This window comes from Rhizobium sp. M1 (assembly GCF_002531805.1).
Classification (GTDB): Bacteria; Pseudomonadota; Alphaproteobacteria; order Rhizobiales; family Rhizobiaceae; genus Rhizobium; species Rhizobium etli_C.
Window position 1 is genome coordinate 45,414 of the sequence record NZ_NWSW01000008.1, and the last position, 20,896, is coordinate 66,309.

Consider the following 20,896-nt stretch of genomic DNA (forward strand, 5'->3'; position numbering starts at 1 on the left):
GAACTCAGCTGAAGCTACCGGAGGAAGGCGAGCAGCATGCATCGAAAGAAAATGCAGGGACGGCGGAATGTTCCGTGTTCGGCGGCATGACAGTCAAAACTTCGGCCGTTGAGCACGTAAGTTGTAAAGCATCGTCTGACGACAATGGTTTTGAATCGACTTCCGGTCGTAGCACGACAGATGCCGGGTTCAGGGCCACATCAACCCGACTGCTGCCGGCTCCAATTGATGCGCGCGCACAACCAAAATAGAGATCTAAGCCATGCCTACGGAAATTAATGATTGCCCAGCGCTTGCTATGATCCATACGGTTCCCGGGATCATCCCCGCATTTAACGAACTCGTCGGTGTCCATCTGCCCAGTTGGCGCTCGTTCAACATGTTAGATGAGAGCCTGCTGGGAAACACAATTCGTGAAGGCGCGTTGTCACCTCAAACTATGCGGCGGCTAGCGGGTCACATTTGGTCGGCGGTGGATGCAGGGGCTTCGGCGGTCCTCGTCACCTGTTCCTCACTCGGTCCTGCAGTGGATGCGACAATGTCGCTCTGCCCCGTCCCGCTCTTCCGGATAGATGATGGCATGGCGATTGAGGCGATCCGGCGCGGGAACCGAATTGGCGTCCTTGCAACTCTGCCTACGACAATGAATCCTACAACCCGGCTAATTGAACGCCATGCTCAAAGAATGGGGCATAAGGCTTCCGTGACCGGTCGTCTTTGTGATGGCGCCTTTGAAAAATTGCGAAGCGGGGACAGGGCGGCGCATGATGCAATGATACGTGAAGGCCTCGCTTCACTCGTGGGCAGCGTCGACGTGGTTGTCCTTGCTCAAGCGTCAATGGCGAATGCTCTCAATAAAATGAGCGAGGCATCGGTGCCGGTACTTGCTAGCCCTGAGCTTGGCGTCCTACACATGTCCTCCGCACTGAACGCGCTCGCGCGTTGAAGAAAGTGCGCGCAGTTAATGCATGTCGCCCGGAAGTGTGCAGCGGTTCCGGGACAACGACATGCATAAAAACAATGGGTTAAAGCGCGTCGCATGAATCAAATTTGATGCGACGCGCTTTAGGCCAGCGGTTCACCGGTTTTCAGCGGTTCGAAACAGGCCGGCTTGATGCTGCGCGATCCTGCTCGCAAAGCAGTGACCAAAGAAGGTCTCGCGCATCAGGCGGCGCGGCATTGTCTAGACAAGGCAGTCTACCGCGAGCCGCACCATCGGGTCTGACTTCAGTGGCGGCAATAGCTCCGCACCAATTCCGGATCCTGCTGGAGCCCGTCGAGCCAGGCCGGGTCGAGTGTCGGCACGGAGGAGAAGAGCAGTTGCGAATAGGGATGCTGTGGCGCCTTCACTTTCGAGGGGGTGATTTCCTCGACTTTCCGGCCGCCATACATCACGACGATCTCGTCGCAGATTGCCTCCACCACCGACAGGTCGTGGCTGATGAAGATGTAGGAAAGGCCGAGTTCGCGTTGCAATTCCTTGAGCAGGTCGATGACGGCGGCAGCGACAACGGTGTCGAGCGCCGAGGTGATCTCGTCGCAAAGGATCAGCTTCGGATCGGCCGCAAGCGCCCGCGCGAAGTTGACGCGCTGCTTCTGTCCGCCAGAGAGTTCTCCCGGCCGGCGGTGGCGCAGATTGCGGGGAAGGCGCACCATGTCGAGCAGTTGATCGATCCTGGTGTTTCGCGCCTGTCGATCCATGCGGTGGTAAAAAACCAGAGGCCTGGCGAGGATGTCCTCGACCGATTTTGCCGGATTGAGCGCGGTGTCGGCATATTGGAAGACGATCTGCATCTCGCGCAGCTGATCGCGTGAACGCTCGCGCGCATTGCGGCGCAGTTCCGTGCCGTCGAAGACGATCTTGCCGACTGCGGCCGGCAGGATGCCGGCGATGGTGCGGGCAAGCGTCGACTTGCCGCAACCGGATTCGCCGATGATGCCGAGGTTGCGCCCTTTTTCCACTGTCAGGCTCACATGCTCGACCGCGCGTACGAGAGGAAGGCCGTCGGCCTGGCGCTGCCCATAACCCGCAACGACGTCCTCGATCTTCAGGAGCGGCGCCGTCGCACTCTCGGCGATGCCTGCCGCGCCGCGCGGTTTCGGCTCGAAGGCCGCAAGCAACTGCCGGGTATAGGGATGCTTGGCATTGTTGAGGATTTCTTCGGTGGTGCCGGTTTCCTGGGTCTCCCCGCCTTTCAACACCACGATGCGGTCGGCGATCTGCGCGACGACGGCAAGGTCGTGGGAGACGTAGACACCTGATATGCCGCCCTTCTTCATGACCGATTTGAAAGCACGCAGCACTTCGATCTGGGTTGTCACATCGAGCGCCGTCGTCGGCTCGTCGAAGATGACAAGTGTCGGGTTGCCGATCAGCGCCATGGCGGCAGCCAGACGCTGCAGCTGCCCGCCGGAAACCTGATGCGGATAACGGCTGCCGATCGTTTCCGGTTCGGGCAGGGACAGCGCCCGGAAGAGCTCGATCGCCCTGGCACGCGCATCTTCCGGCGACATCAGCTGATGAATACGGGTGACCTCGATCACCTGATCCATGATCGATGTGGCCGGGTTGAAGGCGGCGGCGGCCGATTGCGGCACATAGGCGACCTCGGTGCCGCGTATTTTGGCGCGCTGCTTTTCGCCGAGCCTGACTACATCCTTACCGCCGACCGAAACACTGCCGCCGGAGATGCGACAGCCCGGCCGGGTATGGCCCATCAGGGTCAGGGCAATCGTCGTCTTGCCGGAGCCGCTCTCGCCGATCAACGCAACGATCTCGCCCTCGGCAACGTCAAGGTTGACGCCTTTGATGATCTCGACGCGTCGGCCGGAATCGGTGGTTGCTTCGACCTTGAGGTCACGGATTTCGATGAAATTGCTCATGACTCGCTCCGATCGCGGATTTTCTGCGGCAGGTTGTCTATCAGCAGGTTGACGCTAATCGTCAGGCTGGCAATGGCAAGCGACGGAAACATGACCGCCGGCGCGCCGAAGGGAAGACCGCCGATATTCTCACGCACGAGTGCGCCCCAATCAGCATAGGGCGGCTGGACGCCGAGACCCAGGAAGGAAAGGCCGGACAGCAGCAGGACGATGAAGACGAAGCGGATGCCGAGGTCGGCAAGCACCGGCCCGACGATGTTGGGCAGGATTTCCGAGCGAATGAGATAGAGGGTGCTCTCGCCGCGGATGCGTGCGACGGTGATGAAATCCATTGCATTGATGTTGACGGCGAGTGCCCGGGCGAAGCGATAGGCGCCGGGGATATAAATCACCGACAGTGTCAGGATCAGAACCGGGATCGAGGAGCCGACTGCGGCAACCACCACCAGGCCGAAAAGCTTGCTCGGGATAGAGTTGAGGGCGTCGAGGAAGCGGCTGAGAATCGTGTCCAGCCAGCCGCCGGCGACGGCTGCGATCATGCCGAGCACGACGCCGCTGAAACAGGCGATCGTCACCGCCGCGAGCGAGATGCCGACCGTATAACGCGCACCCATGAGAATCCGCGAGAGCATATCGCGGCCGAGATAGTCGGAGCCGAGCCAGAGTTCCCGGCTCATCGGGCCGAAATAGTCGAGATCGACAATCTCGCCGACGGGATGAGGGATGATCCACGGTGCGAAGATCGCGACGAGCGACCACAAGAGGATGACGGCAAGGCCGATCGCGCCGACGATGTTGAAGCGATAGCCGAGCCGGACTCCGGACGGCCGGTCGGAAGTGGTCTCGGAACGGGTCATTGTCATCGGAGCCTCGGATTGGAAAGGATGGCGACGATATCGGCGATGGTGATCAGCAGCAGGTAACCAAGGCAGAAGATCATCGCGCAGCTCTGGATCAACGGCAGGTCGCGGGTGGCGACGGCATCGAGCATCAACTTGGCGATACCGGGATAGTTGAAAATGGTCTCGACGATGATGACGCCTCCGAGCAGATAGGAGAGCGACAGCGCAACGGCATTGACGATCGGCCCCAGTGCGTTGGGCAGCGCATGGCGAAAGACGATGCGCGGCCGCGAGGCGCCTTTGAGCAAGGCCATCTCGACATAGGGTGTGCTGAGCGTCTCGATGACAGCTGCCCGCGTCATGCGGATCATCTGCGCGGAGACGACGAAGGTCAGGGTGATCACCGGCATGGCGTAGACGCGCATAATGTCGGTCAGGCTATGGACCTCATTGGCGAAAGAGAGCGCCGGCAGCCATTTCAGATAGACGGCGAAGATCAGCACGGCCGACGTCGCCACCATGAATTCCGGCACGGAGATGACGCCGATAGTGATTACGGTGACGATCCGGTCGTAGAGGCTGCCGCGCAGCATCGCCGCGGTGATGCCGAGCGTCAGCGCGATCGGCACCGAGAAGAGCGCGGTGACGCCGGCAAGTTTCAGCGTATTGACGAAGCGGCCGGCAATGAGACTGGCGACAGGCATTTCGTTGGCATAGGACGTGCCGAGGTCACCCTGCAGCAGCCCGATCGACCACCGCAGGAAACGGAACAGTGCGGGCTCGTCGAGATGCATGGCCTTGCGCAGGCCTTCGACGGCTTCCGGGGTGGCAGCCTGGCCGAGCAGGATCGTCGCCGTATCTCCCGGCAGGAGCGTTGTCGCGAAGAAGACGGCGAAGGAGACGATCGCCAGCGTGATCACGGCGACGAGCAATCTGCTCAGCACAAGGGACAAGACGTGAGTGTTCACGGGCGCCTCCCTTTCTGCGTTCGAGTTGAATCCATCAATACGAATGGAGGGACCGGAACGGCGCGGCTGCTCCGGTCCCCGTCTGTTTTCGTCAGGCTTCGAGCCAGACATATTCCGCGAAAGCATACCCCATCTGGCCGCCGAGCGGGTTGGCTTCCAGGCCCTTGAGCTTGGCAGCGATTGCGTCGACGTTGGAGAGATAGGCCGGGATAATCGTGCCGGCCTCCTGGGCCACCATGACCTGCATATCGTTGTAGATCGCCTTGCGCTTCTCCTGGTCGAGCAGTCCGCGCGCCTCGATCAGCATCTTGTCGAATTTCTCGGACTTATACTGGCTTTCATTCCAGGGCGCGTCCGACGCATAGAGCAGCGAGAACAGGATGTCCGGCGTTGGGCGCGGGTTGATGTTGCCGAAATGGATCGGCGCCTTGAGCCAATAATTGTCCCAGTAGCCGTCGGCCGGAACGCGTTGAACATCGAGCTTCATGCCGATCTCGGCGCCTGCAGCCTGCATGATCATGGCCATGTCGATCGAGGAGTTCGCCGCATCCGAGGCGATGACCGGGATCGACTGTCCCAGCACGCCGGCTTTTTCGAAGTGGAACTTCGCCTTATCAGGATCAAAGCCCCGCGCTTTCAGATCTGCGTTGCGATAGAAGTTGACGGGGGAAACCGGCTGGTCGTTGCCGACTTCACCAAGGCCGCGTAGCGCCGATTTGACGATCTGCTCGCGGTTGACCAGATATTTCATGCCTTCAATGAAGTCCCGCTTGCTGCCGGGCTCCATGTCGAGGCGGATGTTGAGGTTGGTATAGTTACCGGAGGTCGTCTTTGACAGGACGAAGCCGTCGCCCTGGGCTTCGACGAGGCGCATCGAGCGCGGGTTGATCGCAGATGCCAGGTGAATATCGCCCGACAGCAGCGCGTTGACACGGGCATTGTCATCGCTGATGGCGAAATATTCGAAGGAATCGACGTTCGGGCCGGATTTCCAGTAATTCTTGTTCTTGATCCCGACCGAGCGCACGCCCGGCTCGAAGACCTCCTTGACGAAAGCACCGGTGCCGTTGGCCTTGGTGAAATCGGTCGTGCCATCGGCGACGATCATGAAATGATGCATCGCAAGGATGGTCGGCAGGTCGGCATTCGCATTGGCGAGCGTGATCTCGACGGTCTGCTTGTCGATCGCCTTGAAGCCCGTCATCTGAGCGGCGATCTTGGCAACTTTCGAGCCGACCGACGGGTCGAGATGGCGTTTCAGCGAGAAGACCACGTCGTCTGATGTCAGCGGCTTGCCGTCATGGAACGTGACGCCCTTCCTCAGCTTGACCGTCCAGGTCTTGGCGTCCTTGGATTCCACGGCTTCGGCGAGCTCCATCTGCGGCGTGCCTGATTTATCGAGGAAGGTCAGGCGGTTGTAGAAAGAGCAGCAGCGGACATAGTCGGTGGAGAGCGATGCCTTGGCGGGGTCGAGCGTATCGGCCGTCGAGGACGACCAGCCGGCCGCCTTCAGCGCCCCGCCGGAAACGGGCGTGGCAGCGAGCGCCTTGCCGGCGCGACCGAGCACGAGCCCGCCGGCGGACATGGCGACGCCACCCGCGAGCATCATATGCAGCAGCTCGCGGCGGGTGGCGCCACGACGGATGGCGGTTTCGACCATGGCGTCGTCGGATCTGGTCCAATTGGTGATCTTGTCGTTCATCTCATTCCCCTTTTCTTCTGTGGCGGGCGGCCGTGCAGGGCGAGCCCGATCCGGTTTTAAAAGTCAGGCGCGCGCGGCGGCCACGGCATCGGCAAGGCCGGCCATGGACGTGAAATGATAGTCGGGCGTCGTGAACTCGGCTGGTTCGATCGTGCCGCCGTAACCCTTCTCAGCGTGCCGCCGCTCAATCCAGCAATTGGTCACCCCGAGTTTCCTGGAAATCCCGATATCGTGATACTGGCTCTGGGCGACATGCAGGATGTCATCCTTCGAATGCCCTTCCGACGCGATGTAGGCGAAGACCGTCTCGAAGAAGGCGGGATCGGGTTTCTCGGTCCCGGTATCGTCGGCGGTGAAGGCGGCATGGAAGGGATTGCCGAGCTCCTTCTCGAAGAAGGCGAAGGCCCAGCGGCGGGCATTGGTCATCGCAACGAGGCGGTAGGTTTGCCCCAGCCTTGCCAGGGCTGCGGCGCTGTCTGCGAAACCCTTCCAGCTTTTCGCCGAGTCCCGCAGCCGCTCGCCATATTTGCGATCGGCGGGCAGGCCGAGCTTCGGCGCGATTGCGAGGTAGACGCGCACGAGGTCGTCGGGAAAGAGGTCGGCGTCGTCTGAGTAGCGGGCTTCGCGATAGAGGCTGAGCGCCTGCTCGCCATCGATTTCATTTCCCGTTTCGGCCGCGATCTCGGCGAAACAGCTCTTGAGGCCGCCCTCGAAATCGATGAGCGTGCCGACGACGTCGAAGGTCAGGTACTTGAATTCCGGAAGGCTCTTGCTCACGCGAATTCCCCAGTGTTCGGCTCCGATTGAGCGCGCTTCTCAAAGAAGAATATTCTGTTCCCGGCGGGATCATCGTCCCGCTCTTGTATGGAAGGCCCGCAATTTGTCGGGATCCGGGCCTTTCGTCGATTTCAGTTTGTCACCTGCACCGCGCCGAATTCTCCGAAAAGACGCCATGGAGCGGCACAAAATACCGAATCTGACCGTTTCGCGGTATTCTCAGGCCTGCAGCGCCCGGCGCACATCCGGGTCCTCGAGCGTCTGGTCCAGCGTGGTGCGGGTGCGCTCAACGATCGCATCGATTTCCGTTTCGGTGCAGCATAGCGGCGGCGCATAACCGAGGACACCGTTGCCGAAGGCACGGATGACGAGCCCGTTTTCCCAGGCGCGATCGAAGATCCGGCGGGCGGGTTCGGCGGATGCCGGCAGCGGCGTCTTGTTGACCTTGTCGACGACGAGCTCGATGGCGGCGAGCATGCCGCGGCCGCGGACATCACCCACGAGCGGGTGATCTCTCAGCGATTGGAGGCCCTGCATCAGCCGCGCCCCGGCCCTGACGCCATTGTCGAGCAGGCCGTTTTCGTAAAGCTTCAGGACTTCGAGACCGACGGCGGCGCTGACGGGATGGGCCGAATAAGTGTAGCCGTGACCGATAGCGGCGGCACCAGCACCCTCGGCAATCGTTTCATAGATGTGATCGGCCATGAAGACGGCGCCCATCGGGACGTAGCCGGAGGTGAGGCCCTTGGCGGTCGTCATAAAATCCGGCACGACCCCTTCCTCGCTGCAGGCAAACAGCGGTCCGGTGCGGCCAAAGCCGGTGATTACCTCATCGGCCACGAAAAGGATGTCGTGCTCGCGGCAGAATTCGCGCATCGCCTTCAGCCAGCCTTTCGGCGGCACAAGGACGCCGCCCGAACCCTGGATCGGTTCGACGTAGAAGGCGGCGACGCGCTCCGGCCCGATCGCCTCGACCTTGCTTTCTAGCGCCGCCAGCGAGGCTTCGATGATCGCCTGCGGATCATCGCCGACAGGGTTGCGGTAGGCGTAATGAGACGGAATCTTATGCTGCCAGTCGAAGGGGATGCCAAAACCGGCATGGAAGGCAGGCAAGGCGGTCAAGCCCGCCCCCACCGTCGAGGAGCCGTGATAACCCTGTTCGACCGAGATGAACTGATCGCGTTCGGGCCGTCCACGGGCATTCCAGTAGTAACGGATGAACCGGATTGTGCTGTCCACCGCGTCGGAGCCGCCGAGCGTGAAGTATACATGGTTGAGATCGCCCGGCGCCCGGTCGGCGAGTTCCGAGGCAAGCCGGATCGCCGGCTCGGAGCCGAGGCCGAAATAGGCGGTTGCATAGGGAAGTTCCCGCATCTGCCGGGCCGCCGCCTCGACGATGCTCTCATGGCCGTAACCGGCATTGACGCACCAGAGGCCGGCGAAACCGTCGATCAGCTGTTTGCCGGAGGCGTCGGTGACGGTTGCGCCTTTGGCCGAGGCCAGCACACGCACGCCCTGCTTTTCATGACTGCGGTAGGAGGCCACCGGATGGATGAGATGGGCGCGGTCGAGTTCGATGAGCGAATTGGCGTACATGGGGTCTCCGATCAGCCGAGCGCCTGGCTGGCAAGGGCGAAGGTGGTGGCAGCAGGGGCAGCGGCGTGGCCGACCGATGGTTTTCTCATCGCGATACCGCCGCCGACATGGGCGAAGCCGTGGTCGGCGAGCCATGGAGAAAGTCCGACCTCATCAGTGGTATCCACTCTGAGGAAGCGCCCTGATCGTCTGGCGATGTGATGTTCGATGAGTTTCCGGGCGTCCTCGATGTCCGCGGCAACCACGGGTCCGATCACCTCGCCGCGCCCGAAGGCACGCAGGCAGGCAAAGCCTGAAACGCCGCCGTCGCGGCGAATGACGGCAAATTCGCCGACCTTGGCGAGATAGGAGAGCAGATCTTCGCGGTCGGCGCCGAAGGCAAGACGATCGAGCGCCATGATTTCAAGGAAGTCGTCGGCGGTGGCGGCGTCCGTGCCGGCCGGCGCAGGGATGTCTCCGGCAAGGCCCTGGTGCTGCAGCACGGTTCCGGTTTCGTGGAAACCAAGCTTTTGATAGAGCGGCAGGCCGGCCGTCGTCGCGACCAGCCTCAGCGGCCGGTCGCCTGCGATCTGCAGCGCGGCGTCCATCAGGCTGCGGCCGAGGCCACGGCCGCGCATCGTTTCGTCGACGATGACCATGTTGATGGTCGCGCAATCTTGCTTGTATGGCGTGACGAGCACAGTGCCGACGACCCTGTCGTCTTCGATTGCGACCATTCCCTCGCTCAAGGCGAGGGCCATCTGCCAGTCTTCCGTCCGATGCGGCCAGCCGGCCTGTCGGGAGAGCGCGACGGCGGCGTCGAGATGGTCGGGCCCGAACGCGGCGATTTCGATTTGACGTGTTTGCATAGACCGTCCTTCATATCCTGCCCGCCAGTCTGCCGGAGCGCCGGCGGGCAGATCGTCTGAAGGCCGTGGTTCAGGCAGTATCTTATGGCTTTGCGATCACCGGCTGCCGCATCTTATGCTGGAGGACCGAGCCCTTCGCAAACCTTGTCACCGCATCATCGTCAGCGCCGCAGTGAAGAAATCTTCGCCGCCGAAATTTCCTGATTTCAACGCCAGCAGCATGTCGCCCTGCGCATTGCCGACCGTGCGCAGCACCGGCACGCCGGGCGCAATTTCGGGGCCGATCAGAAAGGCTGGAATGGCGAGCCTGTCGACTGCGGCTCCCGAGGTTTCGCCGCCTGCGACCACGAGGCGCCGCACGCCTCTCTCCACCAGTTCGGCGGCGATGATCGATGTGGCGGTCTCGATCGCGTGGCCGGAGGCCTCCCGCCCATATTGCGATTGCAGCCGGGAGACGGTTTCGGGCGCCGCGCTCGCGGCGACCACGACCGGGCCGGCAGAAATACGCTCTCCTGCCCAGGAAATCGCCGCGGCGATTTGATCCGGACCGGCGGCCAGCAGCCGCTCGGGATCAAGCCGCAGCACCGGCATCGATTGCTCGGCGACGTCGAGCTGGCGCAGCGTCGCCTTCGAACAGCTGCCGGAAATGATCGCTGACAGCCCGCCCACAGGGCGAATGACGTCTTCATCTGTCGCGCGGCCGGATATGCGACCGGAGCGCACGAGCGCGCGGGCAAGGCCGAGGCCAAGCCCGGACGCCCCGGTGGACACCGGTGTTTCCAATGCGATTTCGCCCAGCGTTTCCAGATCCCGTTCGAAAATCGCGTCGGCGATAGCCATGGTCACGCCCGTCGTGGACAACGCGTCGAGCTTCACCTTGACGGCGGCCGGTCCGGCCGCGATGGCTGCCAGATCGATCAGTCCGACGGCGCCGCGCGATTGCCGGGCGAGAACGCGCACGAGATTGGCGTCGTGCATCGGGTTCAGCGGATGGTCCTTGAGCGGGCTTTCGTGCAATGGTTGGCCGCCGACGAAGAGGTGGCCGAGATAGACGGTGCGCCCCGTTTCCGGAAAGGCCGGTGTAACCAGCACGCCGCCGCCGCCCGCAGCCTCGCTCAAGGCCTCGGTGACGGGGCCGATATTGCCGGCATCGGTGGAATCGAAGGTCGAACAGATCTTGTAAAGCACATGGTCCGCGCCCTGCTGGCGCAGCCAGCGCTCAGCTTTGGTCGCGGCGGTCACAGCCTCCGAAGCCGGAACGGAGCGGATCTTCAGGGAGACGACCACCGCATCGACATCCGGCAGCGCGAGTGACGGATCGGGAATGCCGACCGTCTGCACCGTGCGCAGGCCGTTCTTCGTCAGCGTGTTGGCGAGATCCGACGCGCCGGTATAGTCGTCTGCGATCGATCCAAGCGATATAGCCATCCGTCTAACTCCGTGCAAAAGGTTTGAACCAGCCGAGGCCGTCCAGCGTCCGGCCGCGCGGGATATATTCGCAGCCGATGAAACCGTCATAACCCAGCCGGTCGATTTCGCCGAACAGATAGGGATAGTTCAGCTCCTCCCCGTCCGGCTCGTTGCGTGACGGCACGCTGGCGATCTGGATGTGGCCGGTGATCGGCAGCAGGCGCCGCAGTGCCATCGTCACGTCGCCATGGAGGATCTGACGGTGATAGACGTCGAATTGCAGCTTCAGGTTGGGCAGGCCGCCTTCGGCGATCAGCCGCTCGGCGGCGGCGAAATCGTTGAGGAAATATCCCGGCATGTTGCGCCCATTGATCGGCTCCAGCAGGAGATCGATGCCTTTTTCCGCAAGCCGGCCGGCAGTGTAGGCGACGGAGCGCCGGTAGGAAGAGGCAGCCTCCTGGTCATGAGGGTTGGCGATACCCGCCATCAGGTGCAATCGCCTGACGCCCGTCGCCGCCGCATAGTCCAATGCCCGCTCGACATCCGCTTTGAGGTCGTCGAACCGTCCGGGAAGAGCCGCGATGCCGCGCTCGCCCGCACCCCAGTCGCCCGGCGGCAGGTTGAACAAAGCTTGCCGCAGATTGTTGCGGGCGAGCCGTTCGGCGATCGCCTCCGGTGCGACCTCGTAGGGGAAGAGGTATTCGACGGCGGAAAACCCCGCATCGGCCGCGGCGTCGAAGCGGTCGAGGAAGTCCCATTCGTTGAACATCATCGTCAAGTTGGCGGCGAAAGCGGGCATATCGATGTTCCTTATCGGCTCTGCGGTTCTTTGGCCGGGCCGGGCAATTGCGCGCCGGAAAGCTGGGCGTAGAGGCGGGCGAGCGAGGAATCGTCGTCACGGCCCATGCCGGCGCCGGCGGCCGCCAGGTACATCTGCAGGGCGGCTGCCGCGAGCGGTGCCGGATAACGCTCTGAACGGGCCATATCCTGGACGATGCCGAGATCCTTGACGAAGATCTCGATGCTGCTGAGCGGCGTATAGTCCCCGGCCAGCACATGCGGGACACGATTTTCGAACATCCAGGAATTGCCGGCCGAGGCGGTGATGACTTCATAAACCTTGTCGAGGTCGAGGCCCTGCTTGGCGGCAAAGCTCATCGCCTCGCATGCGGCTGCAATGTGCACGCCGGCGAGAAGCTGGTTGATCATCTTGAACGCAGCGCCTGTTCCGGCGGCGTCGCCGAGCTCGTAGACCTTGCCGGCCATGGCGTCGAGGGCCGGGCGGGCCGTATCGAAGGCTTGCCTGGAGCCGGAAGCCATGATCGTCAGCTCGCCAAGCGCGGCCTTGGCCGCGCCACCTGAAATCGGCGCGTCGAGATAGTGCAGGCCGAGGGCCTCCGTCCGCCCCGCCAGGTCGCGCGCGATGGCTGGATCCATGGTTGCCGACGAAATGAAGACGGCGCCGGGCTTCATCGTATCCGCAGCGCCCTGCGGTCCGAACAGCACCGTCTCGGTCTGTGCGCCGTTGACCACCACGGAGACGACGATGTCGGCGTCCTTGGCGGCGTCGGCTGGGGTCGCCGCGCCACGTCCGCCTTCGGCGACGAAGCGGTCCACCGCTGCCGGGGTTATGTCATACCCAACGACGTCGAGACCTGCGCGCTTCATCGACCGGGCCATTCCCAGCCCCATGGAACCAAGACCGATAACGGCCACGACGACGGCAAGGCGCGGGTTTTCAGCAAGCGGTGTCATGAGGAGGTTCTCCAGTCTCCGAGGAAAGATCCGTGCCCCTCCGGAAGCCGTCCCGGAGGGGCTGTGGTTTAGCGATTGACGGTTTTCGCAGGCACCGTCAACACGGCCAGCGAACCGATGACCAGTGCGGCCGCCAGCAGATACATGCCGGCGCTGTTGGTGCCGGTGAAGTCCTTCAGATAGCCGACTAGAAACGGTCCGAGGAACCCGGCGAGATTGCCGACCGAATTGATCCAGGCGATGCCGGCCGCAGCGCCCGTGCCGGCGAGGAAAGCGGTCGGAAGCGACCAGAACAGCGGTGCGCAGCTGATGGCGCCCGCCGCGGCCAGCGAGAGGCAGATGATCGACACCGTCGTGCTCGTCGCGATCGTTGCGGCAACGAAGCCGCCGGCGGCGATGAGAGCCGGAACGACGAGGTGCCACCGGCGTTCGCGCAGCCTGTCGGCCGAACGCCCGAGCGCCAGCATGGCGACGAATGTGCAGATATAGGGAATGGCGGAGATGAGGCCGATGTTGAGATTTCCGCTGACTCCCGAGGCCTTCACGATGGTCGGCATCCAGAAATTCAGGCCATATTGCCCGAGCACGAAACAGAAATAAATCAGGCACATCAGCCAGACGCGACGGTCGGTCAGCGTGCCCGAGATGCTGTGCGGGCTTGCTGTTTTGGCTTGATTTTCCGCCTCGATATTGGCCGTCAGCACCCGCTTTTCCTCATCGTCCAGCCACGTCGCGTCAGCGATCCTATCATCAAGATAAAAGAACGTCGCGATGCCGAAAAGAATGGCCGGAACGGCTTCGATCAGGAACATCCATTGCCAGCCGGAAAGCCCGTGCGTTCCGTGAAATCCGTCCATCAGAAGGCCCGAAAGCGGATTGCCGAAAATGGCGGATACCGGGATGGCGGACATGAAGGTGGTGATGATCTTGGCGCGGCGATGCGCCGGATACCAGGATGTCAGATATAAAATGATGCCGGGGAAAAATCCTGCCTCGGCAACGCCCAGCAGGAAACGCAGGACATAGAAGACGGTTTCCGACGAGGTGAACATGAAGGCGGCGGAGATGACGCCCCAGGTGATCATGATGCGGGCGATCCAGACCCGCGCGCCGACCTTGTTCATGATGATATTGCTCGGCACTTCAAACAGAAAATAGCCGATGAAGAAAATGCCGGCACCGATGCCATAGGCAGCTTCCGAGAGGCCGAGCTCGCTCGACATCTGCAGTTTGGCGAAGCCGACATTGACGCGGTCGAGATAAGCGACGACGTAACACAACATCAAAAACGGCACGATGCGCCAGAACACCTTGCCATAGGCGCGGTCTTCCGTCGCCTCTGCGGGATATGCGCCAGCGATTGGCGCCTCGGTATGCAGCGTCATGATTCTCTCCTCCGATCGTTGCCGCGGTCTCCGACAGGTCCTCCCGCGGCACGCTGAGCCTTTTTGGCAGCGCTGCCATTCTTGTTAACTTATTTTGGCAGCGCTGCCAACCGCAAATTGGCAGCGCTGCCAAAAAAATCTTGCTTCTTGCCTGAAGTAGTGAAAAATGAAGCCTGCCTAGCGACGGTGTTGTCAGACCGCTTCGCGCCGGAAGCTGCCTCATGTCGGGTTCAAAATTGACGATGGAATTCAAACACCAGGCGACGGTCACCCTTGCAGAGGTCGCGGAAGCGGCCGGTGTCGGTGAGAGCACGGTGTCGCGCGTGCTGCGCAATCACGGCTCGTTTTCAGGCAAGACCCGGGAGCGGGTGATGGCCGCCGTCGAGCGGCTGGGCTATGTGCCGAACCGGATCGCCGGAACGCTGGCCTCCACCGGTTCGCGCCTCGTCGCTTTCGTCATTCCTTCGCTGTCCAACATCGTCTTTCCCGATGTGCTGCGCGGCGCCAGCGCCGTTCTGGAGGAAAACCGATATCAGGCGGTTTTTTCGGTGACCGACTATGATCCGGGCAAGGAGGAAGCGCTCGCCGCCGCGATGCTCGCCTGGCGGCCGGCGGCGGTGATGCTGGCAGGATACGAACATACCGAAGGCACGGCGAAGATGCTGCGCGCCAGCGGCTGCCGGGTTGTGGAACTGCTCGATCTGGACGGGGATGCGCTCGACATCGCGGTCGGCTTCTCGAACCGCGCGGCCGGGCGGGAGAGCGCTGCCTTCCTGCTCAGGCGTGGCTACCGACGGATCGGTTATGTCGGTCACGACCTGAACCGTGACACCCGCGCCGGCAAGCGCTTTTCCAGCTTTTGCGAAACGCTCGACGCCAACGGCACGCCCCTGGTCGCCCACGAAATTCTTGCCGGCCCATCCTCGGTGGAGAACGGCAGGTTGGGGCTGGAGCGACTGCTTGCACGGGCGACCGATCTCGATGCCGTCTATTTTTCCAATGACGACATGGCGTTGGGCGGTTATTTTCATTGTCTGGCTCAGGGGGTTTCGATCCCGTCGCAGCTCGCCATTTTCGGCTATAACGGCCTCGATATCGGCCGGGCGATACCGCAGCCGCTGTCGACGATCCGGACGCCGCGCGTGGCGACGGGTGAGATAGCCGCGCAGCTGATCGTCGCCAACGCGCCGCCCCAGGCCGTCGATCTCGGCTTTGAACTGATCGAGGGGGCAACTGCCTGATATTGGAGGAAGTGTCATGTCCGACGCGCGCCAGCGTGAAGAAATCTGCCGATACGGCCGCTCGCTGTTCGAGCGCGGGCTGACGCCCGGCTCGTCAGGCAACATATCGTTGCGGCTGGAGGACGGCGGCTGGCTGGTCACGCCGACCAACGCCTCGCTCGGCTTTCTCGATCCGGCGCGTATTTCAAGGCTCGATGCCGAAGGCCGGCTGCTCTCCGGCGACAAGCCGACCAAGGAAATCCCGCTGCACACCGCCCTCTACGACACACGCGGCAGCGCTCGCGCCATCGTCCATCTTCATTCCACCCATGCGGTGGCGCTGACCATGCTGCCGGAGATCGATCCGCGCGCCGCCTTGCCGCCGATGACGCCATATTATCTCATGCGCGCCGGCGAGACGGCGCTGGTGCCCTATTATCGCCCCGGCGATCCGGCGGTGGCCGATGCGATCCGCGGGCTGGCGGGCAAATATTCGTCGGTGCTTCTGGCCAATCATGGACCCGTCGTCGCCGGTGATAGCCTGGAGGCGGCGGTCTTCGCCACCGAGGAACTGGAGGAAACGGCGAAGCTCTATCTGCTGCTGCGCAACCTCAATCCCCGCTTCCTCAGCCCGGAGCAGGTGGCCGATCTCGTCAAGACCTTCGGCCTCGATCTTCCCTCGCATCATCACCACGATCACGATTGAACCGGTCCTCGTTTCGTGGACCATCGAGCGTGACGGCATGATCCGTTTGCGGGAGCGCGCAACCTTCTGCCAAACCCCGCTTTCGATACGATAGATTCTGCTTCCGATGCCGCCAATTCAGGCAAGCCATGGGCAAAGCGGTGCCTATGATGGTGAACACGTTCCCCCTAGTTCCGATCGTACGAGGATATGCAGATGACCACGTTCCGTCCGAAATACATTACCTTCGATTGCTACGGCACGCTGACCAATTTTCAAATGGCGGAAGCAGCCCGCGACCTTTACGGCGACCAGCTCGACGAGCCGCGCATGGCGGAGTTCATCAAGAATTTCGCCGCTTATCGTCTCGACGAGATTATGGGCGCCTGGAAGCCCTATGCGGAAGTCGTGCACAATTCGCTCGAGCGGACATGCAAGCGCAACGGCGTGACCTTTCGCGACGAAGCCGCGGAAATGATTTATGCGCGTGTTCCGACCTGGGGTCCGCATCGCGACGTACCCGAGGGCCTTGCCAGGGTTGCGCGGGAAATTCCGCTGGTCATCCTGTCCAACGCCATGGACGCTCAGATCATGTCGAATGTCGAAAAGCTCGGCGCGCCCTTCCACGCGGTCTATACCGCTCAGCAGGCAAATGCCTATAAGCCGCGTTTCCAGGCCTTCGAATATATGTTCGACATGCTCGGCTGCGGACCGCAGGACGTGCTGCACTGCTCGTCTTCCTTCCGCTACGATCTGATGTCGGCGCATGATCTCGGCATCAAGAATAAGGTCTGGGTCAATCGCGGCCACGAGCCGGCCAATCCTTATTACGGCTATGTCGAAATCCCTCACATCTCGGGCCTGCCTGGCGTCGTCGGCCTCTGACGGAGACAAGCGGATGCAGTTCCAATCCTACTGGCACGACACGGCCCGCGCTTTTGCCGATGCGGCCCAAGGTCCTGTCGAAGGACATTACGACGTCGCCATCATCGGTGCCGGCTTCACCGGGCTTGCTGCGGCGCGCCAGCTTGCGAAAGCCGGCGTCAAGGTCGTCGTGCTGGAGGCCGAACGCGTCGGCTGGGGAGCATCGGGACGCAATGGCGGCCATCTCAACAACGGACTTGCGCATAGCTTCCTGTCCGCCAAGGCCGCGCTAGGCCCGGAGCGGGCCGTTGCGCTCTACCGCGCGTTCGACGATTCCATCGATACGATCGAGACGATCATCACCGAAGAGGGGATCGACTGCGATTTCCGTCGTGCCGGAAAGCTGAAGCTTGCCTCCAAGCCGCAGCACTTCGAGGCGATTGCCCGCAATTTCGAAGCTGTGCACAGAGAAGTCGATCCGGACACGGCGCTTCTGGGGGCAAACGAGCTGAAGAGCGAGGTCGGGTCGCCTTTTCATGGCGCCATGCTCTCGAAGAAGAGCGCGATGATGCATATGGGCCGCTATGTCGCCGGCCTTGCGACCGCGGCCGCCCGCCGCGGCGCGACGATCTACGAACAGGCTGCGGTGACCGGCCACAGGCAGGGTAACGGCCGCCACAGCCTTGAGACCGCGCGGGGCACCGTCACCGCCGACCACGTGCTGGTTGCGACCGGCGCCTACACGCCGTCGCTCTTTACCTATTTCCGCCGCCGGATCATTTCCGTCGGCAGCTTCCTGATCGCCACCCGTCCGCTGAGCGATGCCGAAATCGCCGCGACGATGCCGGCAAACCGGACCTGCGTCACGTCGATGAACATCGGCAACTATTTTCGGCTGTCGCCGGACAAGCGGCTGATCTTCGGCGGTCGCGCCCGCTTTTCCGCCGCGTCGGATCAACGATCGGACGCAAAGAGCGGCGATATTCTGCGTGCCAGTCTCGCCGAGATCTTCCCGCAGCTTGCCGGCGTCGAAGTCGATTATTGCTGGGGCGGTCTCGTCGATATGACCAAGGACCGTTATCCGCGTGCCGGCTATGTCGACGGCGTTTGGTACGCCATGGGCTATTCCGGCCACGGCGCCCAGCTTTCTACCCACCTCGGCATGATCATCGCCGACGCCATCATGGGCAAGGCGGACCGCAATCCGGTAAAAGGGCTCGAATGGCCCGCCGTTCCCGGCCATTTCGGCAAGCCGTGGTTCCTGCCGATGGTCGGGCTTTATTACAAGACACTCGATCGCTTCAAGTAAGCGGCGCGCACGCGAGAGCGGTTCGATCTTTCCAGAACATAGATGGTGCAGGGGCGCCGGGATGAATTTCCGGCGCCCTTTGTTTTTGCGCGGGTCAGGAAAGCCCGCCGATGTGGAAGCTCTTCATTTCCAGATATTCCTCGATGCCGCATTGCGCGCCCTCGCGACCGAGGCCGGATTGCTTGACGCCGCCGAACGGGGCGACCTCGGTGGAAATGGCGCCGGTGTTGAGGCCGATCATGCCGAATTCGAGCGCTTCGCCGACACGCCAGGAACGTTTCAGGCTCTCGGTGTAGAAATAGGCGGCGAGGCCGAAGGGGGTGGCATTGGCGATACGGATCGCCTCTTCCTCTGTGTCGAAGCGGAAAAGAGGCGCAACCGGCCCGAATGTCTCTTCGCTGGCAAGCTGCATGTCGGTCGTCGCGCCGCCAAGCACCATCGGCGCCGCATATTGATCGCCGGCCGGCATCGAACCCGCCGTGGCGAGGATCCTGGCGCCCTTTTCCACCGCATCGTCCACATGACGCTTGATCTTTTCGATCGCCGCCTTGTTGATCATCGGCCCGATATCTGTGCCGGCATCCGTTCCGGCCCCGACCTTCATGGCCGCGACCCGCGCACCAAGTTTGGCGGCGAAGGCCTCGTAAACGCCGGACTGGACGAGAAGGCGGTTGGCGCAGACGCAGGTCTGGCCGCCATTGCGGAATTTCGAGGCGATTGCGCCTTCCACGGCAAGATCGAGATCGGCATCGTCGAAAACGATGAAAGGCGCATTGCCGCCGAGTTCGAGGCTGAGCCGCTTGACGCTGTCGGCCGCGCCGCGCATCAGCAGCGAGCCGACGCGGGTCGAGCCGGTGAACGAAATCTTGCGCACGGTCTGGTTCGTCATCAGTTCGTCGCCGATCCCGGCCGGCATGCCGGTGACGATATTGATCACGCCTTTGGGGATGCCGGCGCGCTCCGCCAGGACGCCGAGCGCCAACGCCGAAAACGGGGTCAAATCCGATGGCTTGATCACGACCGTGCAGCCTGCCGCGAGCGCCGGCCCCACCTTGCGGGTGATCATCGCATTGGGAAAATTCCACGGCGTGATGATCGCCGAAACGCCGACGGGCTCCTTCAGGACGACGATCCGCCGATCTGCTGTCGGTGAGGGAATGGTTGTGCCGCCGATGCGCCGCGCCTCCTCGGAAAACCATTTGACGAACGAGGCGCCGTAACGGATTTCGCCGCGCGCTTCCGCAAGCGGCTTGCCCTGTTCGCTGGTGAGGATCAGCGCCAGGTCCTCGATATTGTCGAGCATCAGATCATGCCAGGCTTCCAGCAAAGCGGCGCGCTCGGCATGGGTCTTTGCCCGCCATGGGCCAAAAGCTTTTTCCGCCGCCGCGATTGCGGCCCGCGTATCGGCTCCGTCCATATCGGGCACCGTGCCCAGCACCTGTTGCGTCGCCGGGTCGGTCACCTCGATCGTGCGGCCGGCTGCGGCCCCGCACCATTCGCCGTCGATGAGACCTTGCTGGCGAAGCAGGCTGCCGTCTCTCAATCCGTTCATTTTCTCCCCTTTCATCAAAGCTTTTCCAAATTACTGTCCAGTTTGCGCGACGCGCTAACCGAGTGCGGAAAGCACCGATGCCGTGATCGCGTCGGTTTTGTCCTTGCCGGGAATTGCGCCGGTGCCGCGCGCCGTCGTCGCCTCGATTGCGGCCATCACCTTTTCGGCGGCGGTCGTCTCTCCGAGATGTTCCAGCATCATCGCTCCCGACCAGATGGCGGCGATCGGATTGGCGATCCCGAGATGAGCGATGTCGGGCGCCGAACCGTGGACGGGTTCGAACATGGAGGGCGCCGATCGATCGGGATTGATGTTGGCGGATGCCGCAAAGCCGAGTCCGCCCTGGATCGCGGCGCCAAGGTCGGTCAGGATGTCGCCGAACAGGTTGGAGGCGACCACGACATCAAGGCTTTCGGGCGCCATGACCATGCGGGCGGCCATGGCGTCGATATGGTAGCTGGTCACCTCGACATCGGGATATTCCGCAGCGAGCCCGTGGGTGATTTCGTCCCAGAAGACCATCGAATATTTCTGCGCATTGGACTTCGTCACCGAGGCAAGCTTGCCCCGCCGCCGCCGCGCCTGCTCGAAGCCGAAACGCAGAATGCGTTCGACGCCTGTGCGGGTGAAGATCGCGGTTTCGATCGCCACTTCGTTGTCCGTGCCCTGATGGACGCGGCCGCCGGCGCCTGAATATTCGCCCTCGGTGTTTTCACGGATGCAGAGAATGTCGAAACCGTCGGACCGCAGCGGCCCCTGCACGCCCGGCAACAGTCGGTGCGGGCGGATATTGGCATATTGCACGAAGGCCTTGCGGATGGGCAGCAGCAGCCCATGCAGCGATACGGAATCCGGCACTTTTCGCGGCCACCCGACGGCGCCGAGCAGGATGGCATCGAACGACCGCAGCGTCTCAATGCCGTCGGCCGGCATCATGCTGCCATTTTCGAGATAGTAGTCGCAGGACCAGGGGAGGCGGGTTGCCTCAAGAGAAAATCCGCTCGATCCGGCCGTCTTTTCGAGCACGGTCCAGGCTGCTTCCGTCACGTCGCGGCCGATGCCGTCTCCAGGCAGAAGGGCGATCTTGTAGGTCTTCATCG

Annotated in this window: 18 protein-coding genes; 5 read left to right on the plus strand and 13 right to left on the minus strand. The window is 62.4% G+C overall.

The window, feature by feature from the left end; genetic code table 11:
- Window positions 1–262: 262 nt before the first annotated feature.
- Entirely contained in the window at window positions 263–946 is a 684-nt protein-coding gene (locus CO655_RS09265) for an aspartate/glutamate racemase family protein (RefSeq protein ID WP_097664436.1), read from the plus strand.
- A 281-nt stretch (window positions 947–1,227) separates the two neighbouring features.
- Here the strand turns inward: CO655_RS09265 and CO655_RS09270 are convergent, their stop codons facing one another.
- The 11 genes from CO655_RS09270 to CO655_RS09320 form a co-directional block, all read right to left on the minus strand.
- The gene (locus CO655_RS09270) at window positions 1,228–2,883 is read right to left on the minus strand and encodes an ABC transporter ATP-binding protein (RefSeq protein WP_097608735.1); all 1,656 of its coding nucleotides are present in this window, start codon (window positions 2,881–2,883) and stop codon (window positions 1,228–1,230) included.
- Complete coding sequence (locus CO655_RS09275; RefSeq protein ID WP_097664437.1) at window positions 2,880–3,746, minus strand: ABC transporter permease; 867 nt, start codon at window positions 3,744–3,746, stop codon at window positions 2,880–2,882. The genes CO655_RS09270 and CO655_RS09275 overlap by 4 nt, the downstream gene beginning before the upstream one ends.
- Window positions 3,743–4,693, minus strand: a complete 951-nt coding sequence (locus CO655_RS09280; RefSeq protein WP_097664438.1) for an ABC transporter permease — start codon at window positions 4,691–4,693, stop codon at window positions 3,743–3,745. Before CO655_RS09280 ends, CO655_RS09275 begins: the two co-directional genes overlap by 4 nt.
- Window positions 4,694–4,784: 91 nt before the next feature.
- Entirely contained in the window at window positions 4,785–6,395 is a 1,611-nt protein-coding gene (locus tag CO655_RS09285) for an ABC transporter substrate-binding protein (RefSeq protein WP_097608738.1), read from the minus strand.
- A gap of 63 nt (window positions 6,396–6,458) precedes the next feature.
- Window positions 6,459–7,172, minus strand: a complete 714-nt coding sequence (locus tag CO655_RS09290; RefSeq protein ID WP_097608739.1) for an HAD-IA family hydrolase — start codon at window positions 7,170–7,172, stop codon at window positions 6,459–6,461.
- Between the two features lie 219 nt (window positions 7,173–7,391).
- Complete coding sequence (locus CO655_RS09295) at window positions 7,392–8,768, minus strand: aspartate aminotransferase family protein (RefSeq protein ID WP_097608740.1); 1,377 nt, start codon at window positions 8,766–8,768, stop codon at window positions 7,392–7,394.
- Between the two features lie 11 nt (window positions 8,769–8,779).
- Window positions 8,780–9,616 carry a GNAT family N-acetyltransferase gene (locus CO655_RS09300; protein WP_010035350.1) on the minus strand — a complete coding sequence of 279 codons (837 nt, stop codon included), beginning with the start codon at window positions 9,614–9,616 and terminating at the stop codon, window positions 8,780–8,782.
- A 147-nt stretch (window positions 9,617–9,763) separates the two neighbouring features.
- Window positions 9,764–11,044: a 3-oxo-tetronate kinase gene (gene otnK, locus CO655_RS09305; RefSeq protein ID WP_097608741.1), complete on the minus strand. Its 1,281-nt coding sequence runs from the start codon at window positions 11,042–11,044 to the stop codon at window positions 9,764–9,766.
- 4 nt (window positions 11,045–11,048) lie between these two features.
- On the minus strand, window positions 11,049–11,825 hold the full coding sequence (gene otnI / locus CO655_RS09310; RefSeq protein ID WP_097608742.1) for a 2-oxo-tetronate isomerase: 777 nt from the start codon (window positions 11,823–11,825) through the stop codon (window positions 11,049–11,051).
- Between the two features lie 11 nt (window positions 11,826–11,836).
- Window positions 11,837–12,781 carry an L-threonate dehydrogenase gene (gene ltnD, locus CO655_RS09315; RefSeq protein ID WP_097664440.1) on the minus strand — a complete coding sequence of 315 codons (945 nt, stop codon included), beginning with the start codon at window positions 12,779–12,781 and terminating at the stop codon, window positions 11,837–11,839.
- A 68-nt stretch (window positions 12,782–12,849) separates the two neighbouring features.
- The gene (locus CO655_RS09320; protein WP_097581029.1) at window positions 12,850–14,166 is read right to left on the minus strand and encodes an MFS transporter; all 1,317 of its coding nucleotides are present in this window, start codon (window positions 14,164–14,166) and stop codon (window positions 12,850–12,852) included.
- Window positions 14,167–14,408: 242 nt separating this feature from the next.
- Between CO655_RS09320 and CO655_RS09325 the strand changes: the two genes are divergently transcribed.
- The 4 genes from CO655_RS09325 to CO655_RS09340 all read left to right on the plus strand — a co-directional run bounded on the left by CO655_RS09325 (window position 14,409) and on the right by CO655_RS09340 (window position 18,244).
- Complete coding sequence (locus CO655_RS09325; protein WP_097664537.1) at window positions 14,409–15,407, plus strand: LacI family DNA-binding transcriptional regulator; 999 nt, start codon at window positions 14,409–14,411, stop codon at window positions 15,405–15,407.
- A 16-nt stretch (window positions 15,408–15,423) separates the two neighbouring features.
- Window positions 15,424–16,092 (plus strand): aldolase, encoded by a 669-nt coding sequence (locus CO655_RS09330; protein ID WP_097608744.1) that lies wholly within the window; start codon window positions 15,424–15,426, stop codon window positions 16,090–16,092.
- A 195-nt stretch (window positions 16,093–16,287) separates the two neighbouring features.
- Window positions 16,288–16,956 carry a haloacid dehalogenase type II gene (locus CO655_RS09335; RefSeq protein ID WP_010032957.1) on the plus strand — a complete coding sequence of 223 codons (669 nt, stop codon included), beginning with the start codon at window positions 16,288–16,290 and terminating at the stop codon, window positions 16,954–16,956.
- Between the two features lie 13 nt (window positions 16,957–16,969).
- Window positions 16,970–18,244 carry an FAD-binding oxidoreductase gene (locus tag CO655_RS09340; RefSeq protein WP_097608745.1) on the plus strand — a complete coding sequence of 425 codons (1,275 nt, stop codon included), beginning with the start codon at window positions 16,970–16,972 and terminating at the stop codon, window positions 18,242–18,244.
- A gap of 94 nt (window positions 18,245–18,338) precedes the next feature.
- Here the strand turns inward: CO655_RS09340 and CO655_RS09345 are convergent, their stop codons facing one another.
- Both CO655_RS09345 and CO655_RS09350 read right to left on the minus strand, forming a co-directional pair.
- Window positions 18,339–19,796 (minus strand): NAD-dependent succinate-semialdehyde dehydrogenase, encoded by a 1,458-nt coding sequence (locus CO655_RS09345; protein WP_097608757.1) that lies wholly within the window; start codon window positions 19,794–19,796, stop codon window positions 18,339–18,341.
- 54 nt (window positions 19,797–19,850) lie between these two features.
- A complete protein-coding gene (locus CO655_RS09350) occupies window positions 19,851–20,894 on the minus strand; it encodes a tartrate dehydrogenase (protein ID WP_097664441.1) in 1,044 nt (347 codons plus the stop codon).
- Window positions 20,895–20,896 lie beyond the last annotated feature (2 nt).

Excerpts from the sequence above, each read along its gene's own strand:
- CO655_RS09295 (WP_097608740.1), bottom strand. The coding sequence starts at position 8,768 with ATGTACGCCAATTCGCTCATCGAACTCGACCGCGCCCATCTCATCCAT.
- CO655_RS09330 (WP_097608744.1), top strand. The coding sequence starts at position 15,424 with ATGTCCGACGCGCGCCAGCGTGAAGAAATCTGCCGATACGGCCGCTCG.
- CO655_RS09265 (WP_097664436.1), top strand. The coding sequence starts at position 263 with ATGCCTACGGAAATTAATGATTGCCCAGCGCTTGCTATGATCCATACG.
- otnK (WP_097608741.1), bottom strand. The coding sequence starts at position 11,044 with ATGGCTATATCGCTTGGATCGATCGCAGACGACTATACCGGCGCGTCG.
- CO655_RS09285 (WP_097608738.1), bottom strand. The coding sequence starts at position 6,395 with ATGAACGACAAGATCACCAATTGGACCAGATCCGACGACGCCATGGTC.
- CO655_RS09270 (WP_097608735.1), bottom strand. The coding sequence starts at position 2,883 with ATGAGCAATTTCATCGAAATCCGTGACCTCAAGGTCGAAGCAACCACC.
- ltnD (WP_097664440.1), bottom strand. The coding sequence starts at position 12,781 with ATGACACCGCTTGCTGAAAACCCGCGCCTTGCCGTCGTCGTGGCCGTT.
- CO655_RS09340 (WP_097608745.1), top strand. The coding sequence starts at position 16,970 with ATGCAGTTCCAATCCTACTGGCACGACACGGCCCGCGCTTTTGCCGAT.
- otnI (WP_097608742.1), bottom strand. The coding sequence starts at position 11,825 with ATGCCCGCTTTCGCCGCCAACTTGACGATGATGTTCAACGAATGGGAC.
- CO655_RS09320 (WP_097581029.1), bottom strand. The coding sequence starts at position 14,166 with ATGACGCTGCATACCGAGGCGCCAATCGCTGGCGCATATCCCGCAGAG.
- CO655_RS09350 (WP_097664441.1), bottom strand. The coding sequence starts at position 20,894 with ATGAAGACCTACAAGATCGCCCTTCTGCCTGGAGACGGCATCGGCCGC.
- CO655_RS09335 (WP_010032957.1), top strand. The coding sequence starts at position 16,288 with ATGACCACGTTCCGTCCGAAATACATTACCTTCGATTGCTACGGCACG.
- CO655_RS09300 (WP_010035350.1), bottom strand. The coding sequence starts at position 9,616 with ATGCAAACACGTCAAATCGAAATCGCCGCGTTCGGGCCCGACCATCTC.
- CO655_RS09325 (WP_097664537.1), top strand. The coding sequence starts at position 14,409 with ATGGAATTCAAACACCAGGCGACGGTCACCCTTGCAGAGGTCGCGGAA.
- CO655_RS09345 (WP_097608757.1), bottom strand. The coding sequence starts at position 19,796 with ATGAACGGATTGAGAGACGGCAGCCTGCTTCGCCAGCAAGGTCTCATC.
- CO655_RS09275 (WP_097664437.1), bottom strand. The coding sequence starts at position 3,746 with ATGACAATGACCCGTTCCGAGACCACTTCCGACCGGCCGTCCGGAGTC.